This is a genomic window from Sphingomonas sp. IBVSS2, from assembly GCF_002127225.1.
In the GTDB taxonomy this organism is placed as follows: Bacteria; Pseudomonadota; Alphaproteobacteria; order Sphingomonadales; family Sphingomonadaceae; genus Sphingomonas.
Map to the genome: position 1 here is coordinate 568630 of NZ_NFUR01000001.1, position 22804 is coordinate 591433.

At 69.8% G+C, this 22804-nt stretch carries 21 protein-coding genes and 1 tRNA gene; 12 read left to right on the forward strand and 10 right to left on the reverse strand.

Annotated elements, in window-relative coordinates:
- Positions 1 to 15 precede the first annotated feature (15 nt).
- Entirely contained in the window at positions 16 to 2337 is a 2322-nt protein-coding gene (locus tag CAP40_RS02720) for a DNA translocase FtsK (protein ID WP_086127804.1), read from the reverse strand.
- Between the two features lie 145 nt (positions 2338 to 2482).
- On the opposite strand from CAP40_RS02720, the gene CAP40_RS02725 reads away from it, so the two are divergent.
- Together CAP40_RS02725 and CAP40_RS02730 are read left to right on the forward strand one after the other, a co-directional pair.
- Entirely contained in the window at positions 2483 to 3700 is a 1218-nt protein-coding gene (locus CAP40_RS02725) for a UbiH/UbiF/VisC/COQ6 family ubiquinone biosynthesis hydroxylase (protein ID WP_086127805.1), read from the forward strand.
- 51 nt (positions 3701 to 3751) lie between these two features.
- A complete protein-coding gene (locus CAP40_RS02730; RefSeq protein WP_086127806.1) occupies positions 3752 to 4048 on the forward strand; it encodes a GIY-YIG nuclease family protein in 297 nt (98 codons plus the stop codon).
- A 113-nt stretch (positions 4049 to 4161) separates the two neighbouring features.
- On the opposite strand, the gene CAP40_RS02735 is transcribed toward CAP40_RS02730, so the two are convergent.
- Positions 4162 to 4782 (reverse strand): LON peptidase substrate-binding domain-containing protein, encoded by a 621-nt coding sequence (locus tag CAP40_RS02735; RefSeq protein ID WP_086127807.1) that lies wholly within the window; start codon positions 4780 to 4782, stop codon positions 4162 to 4164.
- Positions 4779 to 5681, reverse strand: coding sequence for a tetratricopeptide repeat protein (locus CAP40_RS02740; RefSeq protein ID WP_086127808.1), 903 nt, complete (start codon positions 5679 to 5681; stop codon positions 4779 to 4781). The genes CAP40_RS02735 and CAP40_RS02740 overlap by 4 nt, the downstream gene beginning before the upstream one ends.
- Positions 5682 to 5856: 175 nt before the next feature.
- On the opposite strand from CAP40_RS02740, the gene CAP40_RS02745 reads away from it, so the two are divergent.
- From CAP40_RS02745 to CAP40_RS02760, 4 genes are all read left to right on the forward strand, one after another.
- A tRNA-Gly gene (locus CAP40_RS02745) sits at positions 5857 to 5931 on the forward strand.
- Positions 5932 to 6127: 196 nt separating this feature from the next.
- Positions 6128 to 6553, forward strand: a complete 426-nt coding sequence (locus CAP40_RS02750) for a DUF2147 domain-containing protein (RefSeq protein ID WP_086127809.1) — start codon at positions 6128 to 6130, stop codon at positions 6551 to 6553.
- Positions 6554 to 6613: 60 nt separating this feature from the next.
- Complete coding sequence (locus CAP40_RS02755) at positions 6614 to 7420, forward strand: DUF72 domain-containing protein (RefSeq protein WP_086127810.1); 807 nt, start codon at positions 6614 to 6616, stop codon at positions 7418 to 7420.
- Positions 7421 to 7695: 275 nt separating this feature from the next.
- The gene (locus CAP40_RS02760) at positions 7696 to 10650 is read left to right on the forward strand and encodes a TonB-dependent receptor domain-containing protein (protein WP_086127811.1); all 2955 of its coding nucleotides are present in this window, start codon (positions 7696 to 7698) and stop codon (positions 10648 to 10650) included.
- A gap of 75 nt (positions 10651 to 10725) precedes the next feature.
- On the opposite strand, the gene CAP40_RS02765 is transcribed toward CAP40_RS02760, so the two are convergent.
- The 6 genes from CAP40_RS02765 to hemC form a co-directional block, all read right to left on the reverse strand.
- Complete coding sequence (locus CAP40_RS02765) at positions 10726 to 11832, reverse strand: CaiB/BaiF CoA-transferase family protein (protein WP_086127812.1); 1107 nt, start codon at positions 11830 to 11832, stop codon at positions 10726 to 10728.
- Complete coding sequence (locus CAP40_RS02770) at positions 11829 to 12362, reverse strand: GNAT family N-acetyltransferase (protein WP_086127813.1); 534 nt, start codon at positions 12360 to 12362, stop codon at positions 11829 to 11831. The genes CAP40_RS02765 and CAP40_RS02770 overlap by 4 nt, the downstream gene beginning before the upstream one ends.
- A complete protein-coding gene (locus CAP40_RS02775; protein WP_086127814.1) occupies positions 12362 to 13546 on the reverse strand; it encodes an acyl-CoA dehydrogenase in 1185 nt (394 codons plus the stop codon). The genes CAP40_RS02770 and CAP40_RS02775 overlap by 1 nt, the downstream gene beginning before the upstream one ends.
- 119 nt (positions 13547 to 13665) lie before the next feature.
- Entirely contained in the window at positions 13666 to 14502 is an 837-nt protein-coding gene (locus CAP40_RS02780) for a hypothetical protein (protein WP_086127815.1), read from the reverse strand.
- A gap of 31 nt (positions 14503 to 14533) precedes the next feature.
- Complete coding sequence (locus CAP40_RS02785; RefSeq protein WP_086127816.1) at positions 14534 to 15202, reverse strand: uroporphyrinogen-III synthase; 669 nt, start codon at positions 15200 to 15202, stop codon at positions 14534 to 14536.
- Entirely contained in the window at positions 15199 to 16113 is a 915-nt protein-coding gene (hemC, locus tag CAP40_RS02790) for a hydroxymethylbilane synthase (protein WP_086127817.1), read from the reverse strand. The genes CAP40_RS02785 and hemC overlap by 4 nt, the downstream gene beginning before the upstream one ends.
- 204 nt (positions 16114 to 16317) lie before the next feature.
- Here hemC and tsaD point away from each other — a divergent pair, with 204 nt between their 5' ends.
- Genes tsaD through CAP40_RS02805 form a run of 3 tightly spaced genes read left to right on the forward strand, consistent with a single transcriptional unit; the run spans position 16318 to position 18850 of the window.
- Positions 16318 to 17343, forward strand: coding sequence for a tRNA (adenosine(37)-N6)-threonylcarbamoyltransferase complex transferase subunit TsaD (gene tsaD, locus CAP40_RS02795; RefSeq protein ID WP_086127818.1), 1026 nt, complete (start codon positions 16318 to 16320; stop codon positions 17341 to 17343).
- Entirely contained in the window at positions 17340 to 18317 is a 978-nt protein-coding gene (locus tag CAP40_RS02800) for an NAD(P)H-dependent glycerol-3-phosphate dehydrogenase (RefSeq protein WP_086127819.1), read from the forward strand. Before tsaD ends, CAP40_RS02800 begins: the two co-directional genes overlap by 4 nt.
- Positions 18314 to 18850 carry a DUF1697 domain-containing protein gene (locus tag CAP40_RS02805; protein ID WP_086127820.1) on the forward strand — a complete coding sequence of 179 codons (537 nt, stop codon included), beginning with the start codon at positions 18314 to 18316 and terminating at the stop codon, positions 18848 to 18850. The genes CAP40_RS02800 and CAP40_RS02805 overlap by 4 nt, the downstream gene beginning before the upstream one ends.
- On the opposite strand, the gene CAP40_RS02810 is transcribed toward CAP40_RS02805, so the two are convergent.
- Positions 18847 to 19005, reverse strand: coding sequence for a DUF1674 domain-containing protein (locus CAP40_RS02810; RefSeq protein WP_086127821.1), 159 nt, complete (start codon positions 19003 to 19005; stop codon positions 18847 to 18849). The genes CAP40_RS02805 and CAP40_RS02810 overlap by 4 nt on opposite strands.
- Before the next feature lie 35 nt (positions 19006 to 19040).
- On the opposite strand from CAP40_RS02810, the gene CAP40_RS02815 reads away from it, so the two are divergent.
- The 3 genes from CAP40_RS02815 to CAP40_RS02825 are packed head-to-tail and all read left to right on the forward strand — an operon-like array spanning position 19041 to position 22772.
- Complete coding sequence (locus tag CAP40_RS02815; RefSeq protein ID WP_086127822.1) at positions 19041 to 20348, forward strand: RsmB/NOP family class I SAM-dependent RNA methyltransferase; 1308 nt, start codon at positions 19041 to 19043, stop codon at positions 20346 to 20348.
- Positions 20349 to 20385: 37 nt separating this feature from the next.
- On the forward strand, positions 20386 to 21042 hold the full coding sequence (gene rpe / locus CAP40_RS02820) for a ribulose-phosphate 3-epimerase (RefSeq protein ID WP_086127823.1): 657 nt from the start codon (positions 20386 to 20388) through the stop codon (positions 21040 to 21042).
- Complete coding sequence (locus tag CAP40_RS02825) at positions 21039 to 22772, forward strand: heparinase II/III family protein (protein WP_086127824.1); 1734 nt, start codon at positions 21039 to 21041, stop codon at positions 22770 to 22772. The genes rpe and CAP40_RS02825 overlap by 4 nt, the downstream gene beginning before the upstream one ends.
- Positions 22773 to 22804 lie beyond the last annotated feature (32 nt).

The window sequence follows — 22804 nt, forward strand, 5'->3', positions numbered from 1 at the left end:
GATGTTCGATCCCGTCTAGAGCTGCCGGCCGTCGGTATCCATCAGCACCTCCCGGCGGCCGACATGGTCGGGGCGCGAGACGAGCTCGTCCTTCTCCATGCGCTCGATCAGGCGCGCGGCGCTGTTGTAGCCTACGCGGAGCTGGCGTTGCAGCCAGGAGGTCGAGGCCTTCTGGCTCTCCGCCACCAGCTGGATCGCGCGGCGATAGAGCTGGTCCTCGGGCGAATCGTCGCCCTCCGGCGCGCCGTCGAGGCTGAATCCGCCATCCTCGGGCTCTTCGGTGACTGCGGAGATATATTCGGGCGTGCCCTGGGTGCGCCAGTGATCGGCCACTGCCTGCACTTCGTCGTCGCTGACGAACGGGCCATGGACGCGGACGATCTGCTTGCCGCCGGGCATGTAGAGCATGTCGCCCTTGCCCAGCAGCTGCTCGGCGCCCTGCTCGCCCAGGATGGTGCGCGAATCGATCTTGCTGGCGACGTAGAAGGAAAGGCGGGTGGGCAGGTTCGCCTTGATCACGCCGGTGATGACGTCGACCGAGGGGCGCTGCGTCGCCATGATCAGATGGATGCCCGCCGCGCGCGCCTTCTGCGCCAGCCGCTGGATCAGGAACTCCACTTCCTTGCCCGCGGTCATCATCAGGTCGGCCAGCTCGTCGACGATCACCACGATCTGCGGCAGCGGCTGGAGGTCGAGCGCCTCCTCCTCGTAGATCGGCTTGCCGCTGTCGGGGTCGTAGCCCACCTGCACCTTGCGGCCGAGCTTCTGGCCCTTCGCCTTCGCCTGGCGGACCTTGTCGTTGAACGAGGCGAGGCTGCGGACATTGGCATGCGCCATCATCCGGTAGCGATCCTCCATCTGCTCGACCGCCCATTTGAGCGCGCGCACCGCCTTGGCCGGCTCGGTCACCACGTCGGCGAGCAAATGCGGGATGTCCTTGTACATGCTCAGCTCGAGCATCTTGGGATCGATCATGATCATCCGGCACTGCTCGGGCGTGAGCCGGTAGAGCAGCGAGAGGATCATGCAGTTGAGCCCCACCGACTTGCCCGAGCCGGTGGTGCCGGCAACGAGCAGGTGGGGCATCGGCGCGAGGTCGGCGATCACCGGATCGCCCGCGATGTTCTTGCCGAGCACCAGCGGCAGCGTCGCTCCCTGGTCCTCAAAGGCCTGGCTGGCGACCAGCTCGTGCAGATTGACCGATTCGCGGGCGGCATTGGGCAGCTCGATGCCGATCACGCTGCGCCCGGGGATGGTGGCGATGCGCGCCGAGGTGGCGGACATGTTGCGCGCCACGTCGTCGGCGAGCTGGATCACGCGGCTGGCCTTGATGCCTGCCGCCGGCTCGAGCTCGTACATGGTGACGACCGGGCCGGGCCGCACCTCGACGATCTGGCCCTTCACGTTGAAATCGTCGAGCACGCTTTCGAGCAGCCGGGCGTTGCGCTCGAGCGCAGCCTTGTCGATCCCGGCATTCTTGTTGGCCGGCGGCGCCTTGAGCAGGTCGATCGAGGGCAGCTGATAGCTGTCCTTGAAGTCGAGGCTGGTCTGGGTCGGCGGCTTGGTCCGCGCGGGCGAGGGGGTGAGGTTGCGGTCGGCGATCACCGGGCCGGGGCGATTGTCGGGCACCACCGTCTTGCGCGGCTCGCGGCCCTCGCGGATCTTCGGCTCGGGCGCGGCGTGCAGTTCCTTTTCCGGCGCGCCGAGAAGGGGGGTCTTGCCCGGCCCCTTGAGGTTCGGGATGCTCGGCAGGGTCACGCGTTCGGGCAGCGAGAAATCGAGGCTGCGCCACCAGATGAACAGGCCGATCAGCCCGCAGACCAGGCCAAGGCCGCGCCCCGCCCACCAGCCGATCGTCGGATCGCCGGCGAAGCCGATCAGCCAGTTGAACAGGCCGGCGATGGCGAGGCCGACCACGCCGCCCCAGCCGCCGGTCAGCGACAGCACCGCGTCGCTGGAGAAGAAGGCGAGCGCGGTCGCCACGAATATCACGCCGATGGCGACGCCGCGCGACATCGGCCCCCAATTGCCGACGGGGCGATCCTTGAGCAGGCGATAGGCGACGATCAGTCCGATCGGCAGGAACAGCCATATCGCGGGGCCGAGCAATGCATAGAGCAGGTCGGCGATCCAGGCGCCGGGTTCGCCCATCCAGTTGCGCGCGGGGCCCGCCGCCGCGGTGTTCATCGACGGATCGGTCGGCTGATAGCTGCCCAGCGCCACGCCGAGCGCGAGCACGCCCAGGAACAGGACGGCTCCGCCGATCACCGCGCCGCTGCGACGCGCGCCGGCCTTCATGGTTTCGCGCCAAAGCGGCGCTTGTGCCCGGGACGCCATGCCCAGCCTCCGGATTTTCAGGGGGTGCGAAGCGGTTAATCGCCCGAGCGGACTCCGGCGTCAAGCGTTCCCCGCACGTTCCGCCGTTTCCGCCTGTCGCATCGGCGGGGATGACGGGGGCGCCATCCCGCGCTACGGCACGCCCATGGATCGCGCAGATGTCCTCATCCTCGGCGGCGGGCTGGTCGGCTCGGCGCTGGCCACCGCGCTCGATGCGCACGGCATTTCCTCGATCGTGGTCGATCCCGCCGATCCGGCGCAGATCCTCGCCGCGAAGCATGACGGCCGCGCCTCGGCGATCGCCAGCGCGCCGATGCGCATGTTCGAAGCGATCGGCGTGGCGGCCCGGCTGGCCGGCAAGGGCTGTCCGATCGCGGGCATCCGCGTCTCGGACGGGCTCGATCCCGGCAAGCTCGATTTCGCGCCCGGCGAAGGCGAGGGAGCGCTCGGCCACATGTTCGAGAACCGGATCCTGCGCACCGCCTTGTACGAAGCCGCGGTCGCCGCGCCGCTGGCGGACGTGCGGATGCAGACGCGCGCGCTCCACGTGGAACGCGGCGAGTTCGGCGTCTCCGCCCGGCTGAGCGACGGCACCACCGTCCATGCCCAGCTGCTGGTGGGGGCAGAGGGGCGCAACTCGCCGACGCGCGAGGCCGCCGGGCTCAACACCGCGCGGTGGAGCTACGACCATGCCGCGATGGTCGCGACGCTCGGCCACGAACATAGCCACGAGAACATCGCCTTCGAGATCTTCTATCCGACCGGCCCGTTCGCGATCCTGCCGCTGCTCGACGATGCGCATGGCCATCGCTCGGCCGTGGTGTGGACGGTCAATGCCCGCGATGCCGCCGGCATGATGAAGATCTCCGAGCGTGCCTATCTGGCCGAGGCGGAGAAGCGCATGGGCGGGTTCCTGGGCAAGCTCGGGCCGCTCACCGCGCGCTTCAGCCACCCGCTCGGCTTCCACCATGCCGCCTGGATCACCAGCGACCGGCTCGCGCTGGTCGGCGACGCCGCGCACGGCATCCATCCGATCGCGGGGCAGGGCGTGAACGTGGGCTTCCGCGACGTCGCCACGCTGGTCGAGGTGCTGGTCGACGGCAAAAGGCTGGGCCTCGACATGGGCGACCCCCAGCTGCTCGCGCGCTATCAGCGCTGGCGCGGGCTCGACACCTTCATGGTCGCCGCCGCGACCGACGGGCTCACCCGCCTGTTCGGCATCCCGGGCAAGACCGCCAGCGCGGTCCGCCGCTTCGGCCTTTCGGCGGTCGACCGGCTGCCGCCGCTCAAGCACTGGTTCATGGCCGAGGCACGGGGCGAGAGCGGCGACGTGCCGAAGCTGCTGCAGGGGCTGACGGCTTGATAACTCCGGTACCCCGGCGAAGGCCGGGGCCCAGTTGCGACGGAGCCTGAAGTGGAGAAACCCGGCTTCCTCTACATCATGGCGAATCGCCGCAATGGCACGCTTTATCTCGGGGTCACGTCCGATCTGCCCAAGCGTGTCTGGGAACACCGTGTCGGCGCAGTTGCCGGTTTCACGCGCGAACATGGGTGCAAGCTGCTGGTCTGGTATCAGGCTTTTGAGAGTCTGGACGCCGCACGACTGCGCGAACTCCAGATGAAGAAGTGGAAGCGCGCCTGGAAGCTTCGGGAGATCGAAGGTCTCAATCCCGAATGGGAGGATCTATTCGACCGGCTCACGCCACTTTGAGCGAGCCGCAACTGGGCCCCGGCCTTCGCCGGGGAACGGATAGTACAATGCCAACGTGACAAAGGCCGGGCCCCGGCATCGAAGCGCTCGACAAGAAAGCGAGTGCTCTATTCCTATTGCAGCGTCCCCTCGTCGCCGTCGTGGCGGCCGAAGAACTGCATCAGCTGGACGATCAGCTCCGATCGCTCGGCCAGCGTATCCGCCTCCAGCAGCGCCTGTTTCGAAGCCGTGTCGAACGGCGCGATCTGGGCGATGCCGTTGACCAGCGATTCGTCGTCCAGCCGGCTCACCGCCTCCCAGTCGACCGCATAGCCGAGCCCGTCGGCGAATCGCCGCGACTCGATCTCGAGGGCGGCGCGCTCCGCCATGGCGAGCACTTCGATGTCGCCCGCCTGCTCCAGCGCGGCCTCGACCTGGCGGAACGGCGTCGTGACGTCGAGCTCGCGCACCACGGTGAAGCGGGCCAGCCCCTCGAGCACGATATCGAAGCGCCCGTCGTCGAGCGCCTCCACTTCGGCGATGCGGCCGACACAGCCGATCTCGAACAGGGACGGCGAGTCGCCCGGGCCACGCGGCTGGATCATGCCGATCCGCCGGTCGCGTGCCAGCGCGTCCGAGACCATCGCCCGGTAGCGCGGCTCGAAGATGTGGAGCGGCAAGTGCATGCGCGGGAAGAGCAGCGCGCCGCCCAGCGGGAATATCGAGAGGCGCGAGAGCGTCCCGCCGGGAATCATCCGAACAGGATCGCCGACAGCTTGCGGCGCTGCGCCGCGACCCAGGGATCCTCCAGCCCCGCCGCCTCGAACAGCTTCAGCAGCCGCTGGCGCGCCGCGCCTTCGTTCCATTCGCGATCGTCGCGGATCATGCCGAGCAGCGTCGCGGCCGCCGCCTCGCGGTCGCCCGCCGCCATCTGGCCGCCGGCGAGCTCGTAGCGCGCTTCCATGTCGCCGGTCGCCGCCTGCGCGGCCAGGCCGCTCAGGTCCTCGACCGGCCGGGCTTCCTTCGCCAGGGCGATCGCGGCGCGCGCCTGCTCGATCTCGGCGCCCCTGGCATCTTCGGGCAGGGCGGCGAGCACGGCCTCGGCCTCGTCGGCCCGGCCGAGCGCCAGCAGCGCGCGGGCACGGCCGGCGGCGACCGCGCCATGTTCGGGCGCCATTTCGGCGATCTGCTCGAAGATCGCGAGCGCGCGCTCGGCATCGCCCTCGGCCAGCACCTGCTCGCCCATCGCGATCAGCGGCTCCAGCTCGGCTTCCGCCTGCGCGTCGGCGCTCTGCACCGGAAGCTGGCGCAGGATCTGGTCGAGCATCGTGCGTAGCTGCGATTCGGTGCGTGCCGAGCTGAGATCGGCGACCAGCTGGCCCTGGAACATCGCATAGACGGTCGGGATCGAGCGGACCTGGAACTGGTTGGCGATGAACTGATTCGCGTCGACATCGACCTTGGCGAGGACGACGCCCTTGCCGGCATAGTCGGCGGCGACCTTTTCCAGGACCGGCGCCAGCGCCTTGCAGGGGCCGCACCATTCCGCCCAGAAATCGATGATGACGAGGCTGGTCATCGAGGGCTCGACGACGTCGCGGCGGAACGCGTCGACGGCATCCTTTTCCGCGGGGGTGAGTCCAAGCGTGGCCAAGGCAGGTGCTCCTGAAAAGTGCTTCGTGGTTTCGCGGCGATATGTGGGCTTTCGCGCGTCATGCGCCAAGCCTCTAAAAAAGTTGCGTGCATGGGGTTGCCGACCCCCAAAGCCGGTGCTAGTGGCCGCGCCTCACCCGCCCGGTGCGCTCAATCGCCCGGGCCAAAACGCCAGAGCGGGCGTAGCTCAGGGGTAGAGCACGACCTTGCCAAGGTCGGGGTCGAGGGTTCGAATCCCTTCGCCCGCTCCAGCGTTTCCTGCCGGATCCCCGGCATTTTCAGGAAACCGTCGAATCGCCCGGCCCCTGCCGGTGGCGCCTGCGCGGCCCGCATGGCCGGCGTGCCCGCCGATTCGCCCATACCGGGTCTCCGCGGGCCGGCTCGTCTGCGGGCGGCCCGGATTCGGTTTCAGCCTGGGTACAGGTTCCAGCCGCGAGAAGTGCCGCCATGTTCGGCAAGTTCTTCCGGGCGATTCTGCCCGCGCTCGCGCTTTCGGCGGTGCCGATGGCTCCCGCCCTGGCCGGTTCCGCGTCCGATGCGCCGATCGCCAGCGAGTGGCGCAATCCAGGCGACAGCGTCCATGTCCGCATCGATCAATGCGGCGCGGCGTTGTGCGGCACCATCACCTGGGCGAGCGACAAGGCGATCGCCGATGCCCGGCGCGGCGGCACCGAGCAGCTGGTCGGCACGCATCTGTTCCGCGATCTCAAGCCTGCCGGCCCCGGCAAGTGGAGCGGCAAGGTGTTCGTGCCCGACATCCGCCAGACCTTCTCGGGGACGATCCATTTCCAGGACGGCGACAAGATGGTCGGCAAGGGCTGCGTGCTGTTCGGGGTCGTCTGCAAGGCGCAGACCTGGTCGCGGGTGCGCTGACCGGGTTTGGCCGCAGCCTTCGGGCTGGCGGCGCGGCGCGGAGCGGCTAGGGTCGGGCGCATGAGCAACGCACCCATTCGAGTCGGCATCGGCGGCTGGACCTTCGAGCCCTGGCGCGGGACCTTCTACCCCGCGGGGCTCAGCCAGAAGAAGGAGCTGGAATATGCCGCGCGCCAGCTGACCGCGATCGAGATCAACGGCACCTATTATTCCAGCTTCAAGCCCGCGACGTTCGAGGGCTGGGCGAAGACGGTGCCCGACGGCTTCGTCTTCGCGGTGAAGGGCTCGCGCTTCTGCACCAATCGCAAGGTGCTGGCCGATGCCGGCGAATCGGTGGCGAAGTTCGTCGGCCAGGGCGTGGTGGCGCTGGGGGACCGGCTGGGGCCGCTGATGTGGCAGTTCATGGCGACCAAGAAATTCGACGCCGTCGATTTCGGCGCCTTTCTCGATCTGCTGCCGCGTGTCCATGAAGGCGTGCCGCTCCGCCACGCCGTGCAGGTCCGCCACGAGAGCTTCGCCGTTCCCGAATTCGTCGCGCTGTGCCGCAAGGCCGGCGTCGCGATCGTCTATGCCGATTCGCCGCAATATCCCGCCATTGCCGACGTCACCAGCGACTTCGTCTATGCCCGGCTCGAGGCGGGAGAGGACGACAATCCCTTCTGCTATCCCGAAGCCGATCTGCCGCGCTGGACCGCGGCGGCCAGGACCTGGGCGTCGGGCGGCCGCCCCGAAGGCCTGCCCTATGTCGAGGACCGGGACCCGCCCGCGGCGCCACGCGAGACCTTCCTGTTCTTCATCCATGGCGGCAAGGTGCGGGCGCCCGCCGCGGCGCAGGAATTGATCCGCCGACTCGACCAGTCAACCTGACCGGAACGCCTCCGAAATGGTTTAAACAATTGCCAAATCGGTAGTAACCTGAGAGGTTTCGACACAAGTTTGCAGTCCTGCAACTTGGTAGAAACATTACAGCCAAGATGCGTGCCTTTCGGGATACAGCAGAAAGGCAAAACGCGAGCCGGCATCTTCGGCGCTTTACGCGCGAATCCGCGACTCTCATCCCGAAGCCAGTCCATGCCGTTCCGGCGGCACGGCCGGCTCACACCCCGCGCGACGCTAGCGCTGGGCAGTAGGGAAAGGGTACCATGTTCACGCGTAATATCGCTCGCACGCTCCGTGCGGGGACCGCGCTCTCGGCGCTGTCTCTGGCCACGAGCCTCCTCGCCGTCCCCGCCTTTGCGCAGGACACCGCCCCCGCCTCCACTCCCACCCAGACCCAGCCCGCGCCGGCGGCCGACGACGCCGAAATCGTCGTCACCGGCTCGCTGTTCGCGACCCGGGTCACGACGTCGCCGGTGACCACCGTCACGGCCGAATCGCTCGATCAGCGCGGCATCAGCACCGTCCAGGACGGCCTGCAGCGCCTTGCCGCCAACAACGGCCCCACGCTCACCAACAGCTTCTCGGCCAATGGCGCGTTCGCCGGCGGCGCGTCGGGCATCTCGCTGCGCGGGCTGACGACGAACTCGACGCTGGTGCTGTTCGACGGCCTGCGCGCGGCCTATTATCCGCTCGCGGACGATGCGACCCGCAACTTCGTCGATCTCAACACCATCCCGGACGACATCGTCGACCGCGTCGAAGTGCTGAAGGACGGCGCTTCGTCGAGCTACGGCGCCGATGCGATCGCGGGCGTGGTGAACATCATCACCAAGCGCAGCTTCACCGGCCTCTCGGCCCGGGCCGAGGCCGGCGTCTCGCAGGACGGCATCGCGGCGACCCAGCGTTTCTCGCTGACCGCCGGCACCGGCGACCTCGATCGCGACGGGTTCAACGCCTATATCAGCGGCTTCTACTATCATGCCGATGCGGTCAGCACCCGCGACCTGCCCTATCCGTTCAACTCGGACGACCAGACCCGGATCGGCGGGCCGAACAACCTGATCAACGGCGACAATTTCGGGACCACCGCCGCCGGCTCGAACCTCTATGTCGCGCCGGGCTCAGGCGGCCGCTACCAGCTGCTCGGGAATGGCTGCGCCAATGGCACGCTGATCCAGACCACGGCGGCCCAGCAGGCTGCCAGCGGCCTGGTGCCCACCTCGATGTGCCAGCAGGACATGACCAACCGCTACGGTGTGGTCGCGCCGCAGATCGATCGCTTCGGCGTCACCGCGCACGTCGCCAAGACGTTCGGCGATTCCACCGAGGCCTATCTGGAGCTGAACTTCCAGCAGTCGCGCAGCCAATATTCGGGCCTGCCGTCGTCGATCTACGCCAATGCGCCGGCGGGCATCTATTATCCGCCCTATTCGACGCGCGGCAGCGGCCCGAGCTTCGCGCCGGGTTCGGGCCCGCTGACGCTGCCGGTCTATGTCTGCGCCGCCCGCGTGAACTGCACCGCGGCCAATGGCACGCTCAACCCGAACAATCCCTTCGCGGCTTCGGGCCAGACGGCGCTGCTGATCGGCGGCATGCCCAACATCACGCGCTATGACGAGACGCGCAGCCGCGTGTATCGCGCCGCCGCGGGCATCAAGGGCAGCTTCGGCGACGACTGGAACTACAAGATCGACGCGACGGCGATGCACACCGATCTGCGCCGCACGTCCAACGGCTATATCTATATCCAGCACCTGCTCGACTTGATCGCCGACGGCACGTACAATTTCGTCAATCCCTCGGCCAACAGCGCTGCGATACAGAGCTATCTGGCGCCGGAACTCAACGTCGATGCCTCGTCGGATCTCTACCAGCTCCAGGCGAGCGTGAGCAAGGCGCTGTTCCAGCTCCCGGGCGGCCCGGTCCAGCTCGCCCTCGGCGGCTCGGTCTTCTACGAGGCGGTCGATTCGCCCTCGGCGAACAGCGACATCAACGGGCCGACCCAGCGCTACTTCACGATCAACGCGTTCGGCACCGAGGGGCACCGCACGGTCACCTCGGCGTTCGGCGAGCTGAGCGTGCCGGTGTTCCAGTTCCTCGAGCTCAACGCGTCGGGCCGCTACGACCATTATTCGACCGGCCAGAGCAATTTCTCGCCGAAGGTCGGCGCGAAGATCACGCCCTTCGAGATGCTGACGCTGCGCGGCAACTGGTCGCGCGGTTTCCGCATCCCCAGCTTCGGCGAGGCGAACGCGCTGCCGACCACGGGATATGTCACCAACTCGGCCGGCCTGTTCAACGATGCGTATCTGGCGCAATATGGCTGCTCGGTCGCGACTTTCAGCACCGCCTGCCCGCAATATCTGCGGACGGCGAGCTATGGCCAGACCACGCTCGCCTCGCCGGACCTGAAGCCGGAGAAATCGCGCAGCATCACGCTGGGCGCCGTCTTCCAGCCGATCCGCAGCGTCTCGATCAGCGTCGATTACTTCAACATCAAGAAGACCGACGCGATCACGTCGCTCTCCTCGGGCGTGGCGCTCCAGGCCTATTATGCCGGCAATCCGATCCCGGCAGGCTACACGATCATCCCCGACGCGGCCGATCCGGCCCATCCGGGTGCGCTGCCGCGCGTGGCCTATGTCCAGTCGCACTATGTCAACGCCAACACCCAGAAGGCGGAAGGCATCGACTTCGCCGCGAACGGGCGCTTCCGCTTCGGCGACGTGACCTGGACGAGCAATCTCGACGCGACGCTCATGCTCGAGCTCAGCACCACGCTGCCCGACGGCACGCGCCAGACCTATGTCGATACGCTGGGCAACTTCAACCTGACGGCCGGCACGGGCACGTTCCGCTGGCGGGGCAGCTGGATGAACAGCTTCGCGATCGGCAACTACTCGCTCACCGGCACGGCCAACTACACGTCGGGCTACAACCTGTCGGCGATGGACCAGGGCAATGCGTATGAGGATTGCGGCCTGGCGCCGTCGCCCGCCTATACCGGCTGCCGAGTGAAGAGCTACATCACGTTCGACCTGAACGCGACGGCCAAGATCGCGGACAAGTTCACCATCTATGCGAACGTGCTCAACCTGTTCGATCGCCTGCCGGGCGTCGATCCGGTGACCTATGGCGCGTATCTCTACAATCCGGTCCAGGCCGGCGACGGCATCTATGGCCGCCGCTTCACGGTGGGCGCGAAGCTCAATTTCTGAGCTTCGCCCAGGGCTGAAACGAAAAAGGGCGGTCCCGAAAGGGGCCGCCCTTCTTCCTTGCCGCGCCTGCCGGCGTCAGGGCCGCCTGGGGCTGGCCCGGTCGGCGGCCATGCGCTCGCCGTCGATCATGATCGGCGTGGCGATGCCGGGCAGGCCCTCGCGCGCGATCTTCATGCCGCGCGCCACCACCTGCGGATCGGCGAACACTTCGTCGACGCGGTTGATCGGCCCGGCCGGCACGCCCTCTGCCTCCAGCGCCTCGTAGAGATCGGCCTTGGCCCATTGCCGGATCGCCGCTTCCAGCAGCGGGACCAGCGCCGCGCGGTTGACCACCCGCTGGGGATTGGTCGCGAAGCGCGGATCGGCGCCATAGTCGAGCCCGAGCACGCCGCACAGCTTGCGGAACTGCGAATCATTGCCCACCGCGATGATCAGTTCGCCGTCCCGCGCCTGGAACGCCTGATAGGGCACCAGGTTGGCGTGTCCGTTCCCCATCCGGTGCGGCACCTTGCCCGACGCCATCCAGCCCAGCGCCTGGTTGGCGAGCACGCCCACCTGGGTGTCGAGCAGCGCCATGTCGATATGCGCGCCAGCGCCGGTGATGTCGCGCTTCCTGAGCGCCGCCAGTATCGCCACTGCCGAATAGACGCCGGTGAAGATGTCGGCATAGGCGATGCCCGCCTTTTCCGGCGGACCGTCGGGCTCGCCGGTCAGCGACATGAAGCCGCCCATGCCCTGGATGATGAAATCATAGCCTGCGCGCGGCGCATAGGGGCCGGTCTGGCCGAAGCCGGTGATCGAGCAGACGATCAGCCGGGGATGGCGTGCCCGCAGCGAAGCCGCGTCGAGCCCGTATTTCACCAGCCCGCCGACCTTGTAGTTCTCGATCACCACGTCCGCGTCCGCGATCAGCGCGTGCACCGCCGCCTGGCCCTCGGGCGTGGCGATGTCGATCGCCCGGGCGGTCTTGCCGCGGTTGCAGGCGTGGAAATAGGCCGCGTCGCGATTCTCGCCCTCGGCATCGTGGAGGAAGGGCGGCCCCCAATGGCGGGTGTCGTCGCCTTCGCCCGGCCGCTCGACCTTCACCACCTCGGCGCCCAGGTCGGCGAGCAGCTGCCCGCACCAGGGCCCGGCGAGGATCCGCGCCAGCTCGACGACTCTGATTCCCTCCAGCGGCTTCATATGCCCGGTCGCTCCTGCCGCACGATCTCGTAGATCAGGTGCGGCTTCATCTCGCCCGCCATCATCCGGTCGACCGTGCCCGGCCGCGCCACGCCGCCGATCTTCTCCATCGCCCGGCGGGAGCGCACATTCCCCGCGCCCACGGTGAACACCGCGGTGCGCACGAACCGGTGGATGTGATCGAGCATCAGCCGCTTGATCTCGCGATTGTAGACGCCGCCCCAATAGGCGCGCGCCAGATAGGTCCAGCCGATCTCGATCTCGTCGACCTCGGGCACCCAATTGTCGAAGCGCGACGCGCCGATCACCGTGCCGGTCGCCTTGTCGATGATGGTCAGCGCCCCGCCGCTGGCCAGCCCCGCGTCGAAATAGGCGCGGAACACCGGCTCCTGCCAGCGGTCGTGCGCCGGATGCACTTCCCAGACGAGCGGATCGGAAGCGACCGCGAACAGCGCGTCCCAGTCCGCCGGCGTGCTGGGGCGCAGCACCACCAGCGTGCCCTCCAGTATCGGCTGCCGCTCCGGCGGCATCAGAACGCCGCGATCCCGGTGATCGCGCGGCCCAGGATCAGCCCGTGCACGTCATGGGTGCCCTCATAGGTGTTGACGGTCTCCAGGTTGATCGCATGGCGCATGACATGGAATTCGGCCGAGATGCCGTTGCCGCCATGCATGTCGCGGGCGATGCGGGCGATGTCGAGCGCCTTGCCGCAATTGTTGCGCTTGATGATCGAGATCGTCTCGGGCGCGAGCGTCCCCTCGTCGAACATCCGGCCGGCCCGCAGCGCCGCCTGCAGCCCGAGCGCGATCTCGGTCTCCATGTTGGCGAGCTTGAGCTGCACCAGCTGGTTCGCCGCCAGCGGCTTGCCGAACTGGGCGCGGTCGAGCGTATATTGCCGGGCGGCGTGCATGCAGGCCTCGGCTGCGCCCATGCTCCCCCAGGCGATGCCGTAGCGCGCGCGGTTCAGGCAGCCGAACGGCCCCTTCAGCCCCTGGACCTCGGGCAGCAGCGCGTCCTCGCCCACTTCCACTCCGTCCATCACGATCTCGCCGGTGATGCTGGCGCGCAGGCTCAGCTTGCCTTCGATCTTGGGCGCCGAAAGGCCCTTCATGCCCTTTTCCAGCACGAAGCCCTTGATGCCGCCGCCATGCGCCTCGCTCTTCGCCCAGACGACGAACACGTCGGCGATGGGCGAGTTGGTGATCCACATCTTGCTGCCGGTCAGCCGGTAGCCGCCGTCGATCTTCGCCGCGCGGGTGCGCATGCCGCCGGGATCGGAGCCGGCATCGGGTTCGGTCAGGCCGAAGCAGCCCACCCATTCGCCGGTGGCGAGCCTGGGGAGATATTTCCGCTTCTGCGCCTCGGTGCCATAGGCGTTGATCGGGTGCATCACCAGCGAGCTCTGCACCGACATCGCCGAGCGATAGCCCGAATCGACGCGCTCCACTTCGCGCGCGACCAGCCCATAGGAGACATAGCCCAGCCCGGCGCCGCCATAGGCTTCGGGGATGGTCGCACCCAGCAGGCCCAGCGCGCCCATCTCGGCCATGATCTCGCGGTCGAACCGCTCCTCCAGATAGGCGCTGGTCACCCGCGGCAGCAGCTCGCCCTGCGCATAGTCGCGCGCGGCATCGCGGACCATCCGCTCCTCGTCGGTCAGCTGCGCATCGAGCCCGAAGGGGTCCGACCAGTCGAACCGGCCCATCTCTGCCATTTCCTCGTCCTTCTCTCGTCGGCCCGGCAAAGGAGAAGCCGGGTGTTGCTCCGCCGTCCCGCTTAATGGCTCCGGATCCCGGCGCGCGTCGGGATGACGGCATGGGGTATGCGGTGCGGCTATCCCGCCTGCCTGGCGGCGCTTGCCGGCGGCGGGTCCATCGCGGCGCGTTCGATCTCGGCGAGCCCGGTGCGGGCGGCGACATAGCGCCGGGCGGCGCTCGTCCAGCTCTCGGCAACCGCCACGCCGGGCATGTGGGCGACTTCGGCCAGCGCCGCCTCGACGTCGCCGCGATCGAGCGCGCGGCGGGCGCGGCGCAGCCGCTCGGCGGGCAGCGGGCTCGGCGTGTCGGCCTGGCGCAGCACCACCAAATTGCCGAGCATCCGGCGCACCCGGTTCCAGAGGCTGTCGCCCGGATCGTTGGCGAGGCGCGGCCCCAGCGTGTCGAGCGCCAGCCGCAGGTCCTCGAGCGTCACCGGCTGGGCGGCGGCGCGCAGGATCGCGGCGACCGCGTCGCCGTCACGCTCGCCGAAGCGCTGCTTGAGCTGGGCTTCGAGCGGCCCCAGCGGTTGGCCGCGCTCGAGTGCGCGGCGTGTCGCGAGGACGATCATCATCCGCTCGGCACGCGTCGCGTAGGAAGCGGCGTTGCGGGCGCTGCCGTCGGCGTCGCGCAGGCGCAGCTCGATCTGGTCGAGCTTGCTCGCCAGTTGCGTCTCGCGGGCGCTGAGCGTGGCAAGGTCGGTGCCCGGCGGCAGCGCCGGGATCGCCGGCTGCGCGCCGACGGTCGGCGAAGGCAGGGGCGCCGGTGCGGGCGCGCGCGGCGACAGGCCGCCGGCCAGTCCCACGGCACCGATGGTCACGCCGATTCCGCCGGCGAAGGCGATCGTGCCGATCAGGCTGGCGCTGCGCCACCAGGGCACGCGCGGCGCCGCGGGCGCGAAGGTCTCGTCGCTCATGGGCCCTTATTCGCCGTGTGGCCCTGCCCGGTCAATCGGCGAGCTGCAGGGCGAGTGCGATCAGCGTGGCCGCCTGCATGTCGGCGGCGATGGCGACGCTGCCCCAGCCAGGACCCGCCGCCCCGGCCGCGCGCGGGCTGATCGCGGCGATGCCGATGGTGGCGCGGTGCCCGGGCGCCACCAGCTCGGCGAGCCGGGCTCCGGCCCTGGCGGACTGGACGAGCGCGATCGCCCCGTGCAGCCGCGCCGCCCGTTCGGGCGCGATCGCCAGCGGCTCGCTGGCATAGACGGTGATCGCCCGGGCGACGATGCCGCCGGCGTCGAGCATCCGCGTGCGTCCGCCCAGCAGCAGCGCGCGGCGGACCCCGGCGGCTTCGGCTGCGGCGATCAGCGCGGCGCCGTCCCCGGTGCCGGCAAAGGCGATGGCGAAGCCCGCGTGCCGCGCCGCCGCGGCGGTCGCGCTGCCCACCGCATGCACGGGCAGGCTCCGCAGCGCGCCCAGCTGCGGCCCGCCATGGCGCAGGGCATTGGCGCTGGTCAGCAGCAGTGCGTCGAACGCCGCGGGATCGGGCGCATGCCAGGCGACCGGCCCGGCGGCGAACAGCGGCATGCGGATCGCCGTCCGCCCCGCCGCCTCGATTGCCGCGGCGGTCGCGCGGTTGCCGGGCTCGGGCCGGAGCACGGCGATCGGGCGGCTCATCCCTCGAACAATCGTCGTACCGCCGCCGGCGCCCGCGCCAGCAAGTCGCGCGCGAGCGCGGCGGGGAGCGCCGGATCGAGCGGTGCCCCCTCGATCGCGCCATGGACATGCGCGGCGCCGTCCTCGGACAGCAGCTCGGCCTCGAGCGTCAGGATGCCGCCCTCGATCGTGGCCAGCGCGGCGACGGGCGAGTGGCAGCCGGCCTTGAGGGCGGCGAGCAGCGCGCGCTCGGCGGCGATGCAGGCATGGGTCTCCACATGATCTATCGCCCGCAGCATCTCGCGGGCATGGGCGTCGTCGGCGCGAATCTCGACACCCACCGCACCCTGGGCCGGTGCGGGGAGGAGGATGTTGGTGGGGATCGGCGCGCCGACGTCATGGCGCCGGAGGCGGTCCAGCCCGGCGGCGGCGAGCAGCGTAGCATCGGCCTCGCCCCGCGCCAGCCGGGCCAGCCGCGTGTCGACATTGCCGCGGAACAGCGTGACCGAGAGATCGGGCCGCAGCCTGCGGATCTGCGCGGCCCGGCGCGGCGAACTGGTGCCCAGCACGCCCGCCTGCGGGATCGCCGCGATCGAAGCGGCGCCGACCAGCCGGTCGCGCACATCGGCGCGGGGCAGCATCGCGACGATCGCGATCATGTCGGGGCGCAAGGTCTCGACATCCTTCATCGAATGGACCGAAGCGTCGATCTCGCCGGCGAGCAGCGCCCGGTCGAGCTCCTTGGTCCACAGCGCCTTGCCGCCGATCTCGGCGAGCGGCCGGTCCTGCACCCTGTCGCCGGTGGTGCGGATCACGACGATCTCGAAGTCGGTCGCGGGGCGTCCGTGCGCGGCGGCGAGCGCGTCGCGCACCATCTCCGCCTGTGTCAGCGCGAGCGGCGAGCCCCGGGTACCCAGTTTGAAAACGGCCATGGCGGTCCCTTATCGGCTCGTGTGCCGCTTGTCGAAGCGGACGCTCTTGTTCGCGCGGAGGCGCAGAGGGTTTTGAGGCCGCTACGCGGCGGTTCTACTTCTCTGCGTCCTCTGCGCCTTTGCGCGAACCAAAAGAATCCCGAACTTCGACAATCGCCTCCCGACACCCTAGATGCGCAAGCAACGGAGTAAGAACGAACCATCATGGCCCTGATCCTCGGCCTCGAATCGAGTTGCGACGAAACCGCCGCCGCGCTGGTCACCACCGACCGGCGGGTGCTGGCGCACAAGCTGGCGCGGCAGGAGGCGGCGCATCGGCCCTATGGCGGCGTGGTGCCCGAGATCGCGGCGCGCGCGCATGTCGAGGCGCTGGGCCCGTTGATCGAGGGCGCCTTCGCGGAAGCGGGCGTCACGCTCGCCGATGTCGATGCGGTTGCCGCCACTGCCGGCCCGGGGCTGATCGGCGGAGTCATGGTCGGCCTCGTCGCCGGCAAGGCGCTGGCGCTGGCGGGCGGCAAGCCGCTGATCGCGGTCAACCATCTCGAAGGGCACGGCCTGTCGCCGCGCTTGACCGATCCCGATCTCGAATTCCCCTATCTGCTGCTGCTCGTCTCGGGCGGCCATTGCCAGCTGCTGCTGGTCGAGGGCGTGGGTCTCTATCGGCGCCTCGCCACCACGATCGACGACGCGGCGGGCGAGGCGTTCGACAAGACCGCCAAGATGCTGGGACTCGGCTTTCCCGGCGGCCCGGCGGTGGAGGAAGCGGCGGCGCGCGGCGACCCCGGGGCAGTGCCGTTGCCGCGCCCGTTGCTCGGCTCGGCGGAACCGCATTTCTCCTTCGCCGGCCTCAAGAGCGACGTGGCGCGCAAGGTCGGCCGCTACGACGTCGCGGATATCGCGGCGTCCTTCCAGCAGGCGGTGGTCGATTGCCTGGTCGATCGCACGCGCCGGGCGCTGGCCAAGGTGGAGGCGACGGCGCTGGTGGTGGCGGGCGGCGTCGCGGCGAACAAGGCGGTGCGCGGTGCCCTGGAACGATTGGCCGCGGAAGCCGGCATGCGCTTCGTCGCGCCGCCGCTCTGGCTCTGCACCGACAATGCGGCGATGATCGGCTGGGCAGGGGCCGAGCGGTTCCTGGCGGGGTTCAGCGATCCGCTCGACACGCCGGCGCGGGCGCGCTGGCCGCTCGATCCGGATGCGGAGAAGGTTCGCGGCGCGGGAGTGAAGGCATGAGGATAGGCGTGATCGGTGGCGGCGCCTGGGGCACCGCCCTGGCCCAGGTCGCGGCGCGCGGCGGCGAGGACGTGCTGCTCTGGGCGCGCGAAGGCGAAGTCGTCGAGGGCGTGAATCTCCACCACCGGAACGACCTGTTCCTCCCGGGCGTGTCGCTCAGCCCCTCGATCCGTGCCACGCACGACCTGTCACAGCTTTCGGACAGGGACGCCCTGCTGGTGGTCGCCCCCGCCCAGCATGTCCGCGCCGTTCTTTCCCAGCTCCCCGTCGGCACCACGCCCCTGGTCCTCTGTGCCAAGGGGATCGAGGCCGGCACCAAGCTGCTGGTGGGCGAAGTGGCCCATCAGGTCGCCCCGCAGGCGCCGCTCGCGGTGCTCTCCGGCCCCACCTTCGCCCATGAGGTGGCGGCCGGCAAACCCACTGCCGTCACCCTGGCCTGCGAGGACGAGGGGCTGCGCACCCGTCTCGCCGAGCGGCTGGCCGGCCCTGCCTTCCGCACCTATGGCTCGGGAGATCTGGTGGGCGCGGAGATCGGCGGGGCGGTCAAGAACGTCCTCGCCATCGCCTGCGGCGTGGTGGAGGGTGCCGGCCTCGGCCTCAATGCCCGCGCCGCGCTCATCGCCCGCGGCTTTGCCGAGATGACGCGCTTCGGCCTTGCCCGCGGCGCCCAGGCGGAGACGCTTACCGGCCTGTCGGGCCTCGGCGATCTCGTCCTCACCTGCTCCTCCACCAATTCGCGCAATTTCTCCCTCGGCCTCGGTCTCGGCCAGGGGAAGCAGGCCGCCGCGCTGATGGCCGACCGCAAGACCGTGGCCGAAGGCGCCTTCACCGCGCCCGTCCTGCGCGAAGCCGCGCGGGACGCGGGGATCGACATGCCCGTGACGCGCGCGGTCAACGACCTGCTGGAAGGCGCGCCGGTCGCCCGGGTGATCGAGGAACTGCTCAGCCGGCCCTTGCGGGAGGAGCTGCAGTGAAATGGGCGGCGATGCTCCGGGGCATCAACCTGGGCAAGCGCCAGCTCAAGTCGGCGGAGCTCAAGGCCGTGGTCGAGGGGATGGGCTTCACCCAGGTGAAGACGATCCTCGCGTCGGGCAATGTCGTGTTCGAGGCCGGCGACGCGGCGCCCGAGGCGCTGGAGCGCGATCTCCACGCCGCGCTGGACAAGGCCACCGGCCTCAAGTCCGAAGTGTTCGTGCGCAACCGGGCCGATCTCGAGAAGCTGGTCGAGGCCAATCCCTTTCCCGAGGAAGCCGGGGGGCGGCCGAGCTATCTCGTCGTCAGCTTCCACCGCACGCCGCCGGACCGGGCGGCGATCGACCGGCTGGCGGAAAGCTATGACGGCCCCGAGCGCATGGTGGTGGTGGGCCGCGAGCTGTTCACCGATTTCCCCGAGGGCCAGGGCCGTTCGAACCTGATTCCCGCCCTGCAGAAGGCCAGGCTGGCGCAGGGCAATACCGGGCGCAACTGGAACACCGTGCTCAAGCTGCTCGCCGCGCTGGGCGACTAGAAATCGACGGCGATGCCCTTCAGCTCCCAGTCGCCATAGCGGGTGGGATCCTGGCCGAGCGGGTCCTTCGTCTCCTTCGCCGGCGCGGGCTTCGGCACCGGCGGACTCGGCGTCAGATATGCGGGCGGTTTCACATTTGCGGGGCGCTGGGCCATAGGCGGCAGATCGTCCTTCCCAACGCCGAGGTCAAGTGAAGCCGCCGCGCCGCCATTCTCCCCGCCCTTCTTCCCGCCAGGCGCCCGATGCTCCCGGCGTTCCCACGCGCCGTGCCGCGCTCAGGCTGCTCGATGCCGTGCTCCGGCGCGGGCTGGCGCTGGAGCAGGCGCTCGACTCGGCGGCACAGGGCCTTGCGCCGAACGATCGCGGCCTTGCCCATGCCATCGCCGCCGAGGTGCTGCGCCGGCTCCCCGATCTCGACGCGCTGATCGATTCGGCGACGAAGCAGCGCCTTCCCGACGACGCCAAGGCGCGTTTCGCGCTGCGCATCGCGCTCGTCCAGGCGCTGGCGCTCGGCACGCCGGGCCATGCCGCGATCGCCACCGTGCTGCCGCTCGTCGATGGCGGGCCGCGCAAGCTGGTGCACGGCGTGTTCGGTGCGCTGGTCCGCCAGGGCGCGACTCTGCCCGAGCCGCCGACCCTGCCCGATGCGGTGGCGCTGCGCTGGCACGCCGCCTGGGGCGACCAGGCGATCGAGGATGCCGAGCGCGCCATCGCCGTCCCGCCGCCGCTCGACCTGACCCTGCGCGACCCCGCGGTCGTGCCCGACCTGCCCGGCGCCAGCCTGATCGCCGGCCATCTCCGCCTCGACGAGAAGGGCGCGGTGGCGATGCTCCCCGGCTATGCCGAGGGCGCATGGTGGGTACAGGATCTTGCCGCCTCGCTTCCCGCCCGGCTGATCGGCAAAGCCGAACCCGGGGGCAACGGCACTGCGCTCGACCTCTGCGCCGCGCCGGGGGGCAAGACGCTCCAGCTCGCCGCCGCCGGCTGGCGCGTGACCGCGGTCGACATTTCCGAAAGTCGTCTGGCGCGACTTCACGAGAATCTGGAGCGCACCGGCCTCAGCGCCGAAGTGATCGCCGCAGACCTGCTCGGCTGGGCGCCGGGGGCGCCCGCCGATGCGGTCCTGCTCGATGCGCCGTGCAGCGCCACCGGCATCTTCCGCCGTCATCCCGACGTGCTCCACCGCGTCCGCCCGAGCCTGATCCGGGAGATGGCCGAGTTGCAGGGCAGGCTGCTCGCCCGCGCCGCGGACTGGGTGAGGCCCGGCGGCGTGCTCGTCTTCTCGACCTGCTCGCTCGAGCCCGAGGAGGGCGAGGCGCAGCTCGCCGCGTTCCTCGGCGCGCGTTCCGACTATGCGATCCTGCCGGTCCGGGCCGAGGAGCTTCCCGATGGCGTCGTGCCTCGCGAGGACGGGAGTTTGCGCCTGCTCCCCGGAACGCTTGCCGATGCCGGCGGGTTGGACGGTTTCTTCATCGCGAGGCTCGTCCGCAACGGCTGAGGTTGCGCGCGAATCGCGGGGTGCCTAAGGATTCGTCATGGCCGTCCGCATCGCACCTTCGATCCTCTCCGCCGATTTCGCCAAGCTGGGCGAGGAAATCCGCGCCATCGACGCGGCGGGAGCCGACTGGATCCATGTCGACGTGATGGACGGGCATTTCGTGCCCAACATCACGATCGGCCCGGGCGTGATCAAGGCATTGCGCCCGCACACGGCCAAGCCGTTCGACGTGCACCTGATGATCGCCCCGGTGGATCCGCTGCTCCAGGCTTTCGCCGATGCCGGTGCCGACTGCATCTCGGTGCACCCGGAATCGGGCCCGCATCTTCATCGCACGCTCCAGACGATCAAGGGCCTGGGCAAGCGCGCCGGCGTGGTGCTCAATCCTTCCACGCCGGTGGACGCCGTGGACTATGTCATGGACATGATCGATCTCATCCTGGTGATGAGCGTGAACCCGGGTTTCGGCGGGCAGAAGTTCATCGAGAGCCAGCTCGGCAAGATCGCCGAGCTGCGCAGGCGGATCGATGCCAGCGGCCGCGCGATCGACCTGGAGGTGGACGGCGGGATCGACCGCGAGACCGCGCCGCGCGCCATCGCCGCGGGTGCCGATGCGCTGGTCGCCGGCACCGCCACCTTCACCGGCGGCCCCAGCCGATACGCGGCGAACATCGCCGCCCTGCGAGGCGGGTGAGCGATGGCGGCATCGACTCCGGAGCCGACGGAGTCGAGCAGGGCAAGCGGCTCATCCGCACCGGCGGGGAACGCGGGCTCAGCCTTGCCGAGCGCATCTCCGAGCGCTTCCAGCGCCTCGCCTGGCGCACGCCGCTCCACAATATGCGCCTGAAGGGCCGGCATCCGCTGAAGCTGATCGCGGTCGGCGAGGACCCGTTCTTCGGCGACGTCGAACGGGGCAATGCGTTGCTCGACGGCATGGTGCGCTTCCGGGGGGAAGAGCGTTCGATCGCCGGGCTCGACTTCACCCGGCCCGACTGGTCGGTGGCGATGGGCGCGTATCTCCACGGCTTTGGCTGGCTGCGCGATCTCTCCAGCGTCACCACCCGCGTCACCGCGGCGCCGATCGCCGAGGCGCTGACGCAGCGCTGGCTCGCCGTGCATGGCGACAAGGTCTCGGATCCCGCCTGGCGCGCCGATCTGGTCGGCCGGCGCATCCTCGCCTGGACCGCCCATGCGCCGTTGATCCTCTCGGCCAACGACCTGGTCTATCGCTCTTCGGTGCTCCACGCGCTGGCCAAGGGCGCCCGCCATCTCGATCGCGCCGCCGATCGCGTTCCGCTGGGCACGCCGCGCATCGCCGCCTGGTGCGGCGTGCTGGCCGCCGGGCTGATGATCCCGGGCGGCGATCCGCGCCGCTCCTTCGGCGAGACCGGGCTGCGCCGCGCGCTCGAACAGTCGATGTTCGACGATGGCGGCACCGTCGGCCGCTCGCCCTGGGGCCAGCTCGACGCGGTGCAGCTGCTTTCGATCCTGGCCAATGCCTATGCGGCGCGCCGGCTCGAGCCGCCCGCCTTCGTCGCCTCGGCGCAGGCCCGGATGGTCACCGCGCTGCTCGGCGTCTGCCATGGCGACAAGGGGCTGGGCAGCTGGCAGGGCAGCGCCCCCGTGCCCGGCGCGCTGATCGAGCAGGCGGTGGAGGCGACCGGCGTGCGCACCCGCCCGCTCAAGCAGGCGCGCGAATGGGGCTATCAGCGCCTGGGTGCCGGCGGGACCGTGCTGATCGTCGATGCGGCGCCGCCGCCGCTCGCCCGCCTGGCCGCGGGCGGCTGCGCCTCGACGCTGGCCTTCGAGCTTTCGGACGGGCCGCACCGGATCGTCGTCAATTGCGGCGGTTCGAACATGGCCAATGCCGCGATCCCCGCCGCGCTGAGCGAGGGCCTGCGCACCACCGCGGCGCATTCCACCCTGGTGCTGGCCGACAGCAATTCGACGGCGATCCACCCGGACGGCTCGCTCGGCCGCGGCGTGGTGGAAGTCGAGCTGGCGCGCACCGAGAGCGAGAATGGCAGCCGGATCGAGGCGAGCCATGACGGCTATGTCCGCCGCCTGGGCTTCGTCCATCGCCGGCTGATCGCACTGGGCGGCGACGGGCGCGACGTGCGCGGCGAGGACATGCTGCTTCCCGCCGACAAGCGAAAGCGCAAGGCGAACACGCCGTTCGCGATTCGCTTCCACCTGGCGCCCCAGGTCGAGATCTCCCCTACTGCGGACGGCCAGGCGGCGATCCTGCGCCTGCCGAGCGGGCATCTGTGGCAATTCCGCTGCAAGGGCGGCGTGCTCGCCTTCGAAGATTCGCTCTGGATCGACGGCACGGGCAGGCCGGTGCCGACGAAGCAGCTGGTGATCACCGGCGAATCGCTGGCGGGTGGTGCAAACGTCAGCTGGCTGTTCCACCGCGCGAAGTGATATGGGCTCCCCCGCGCGGATTCGGGGGGGGA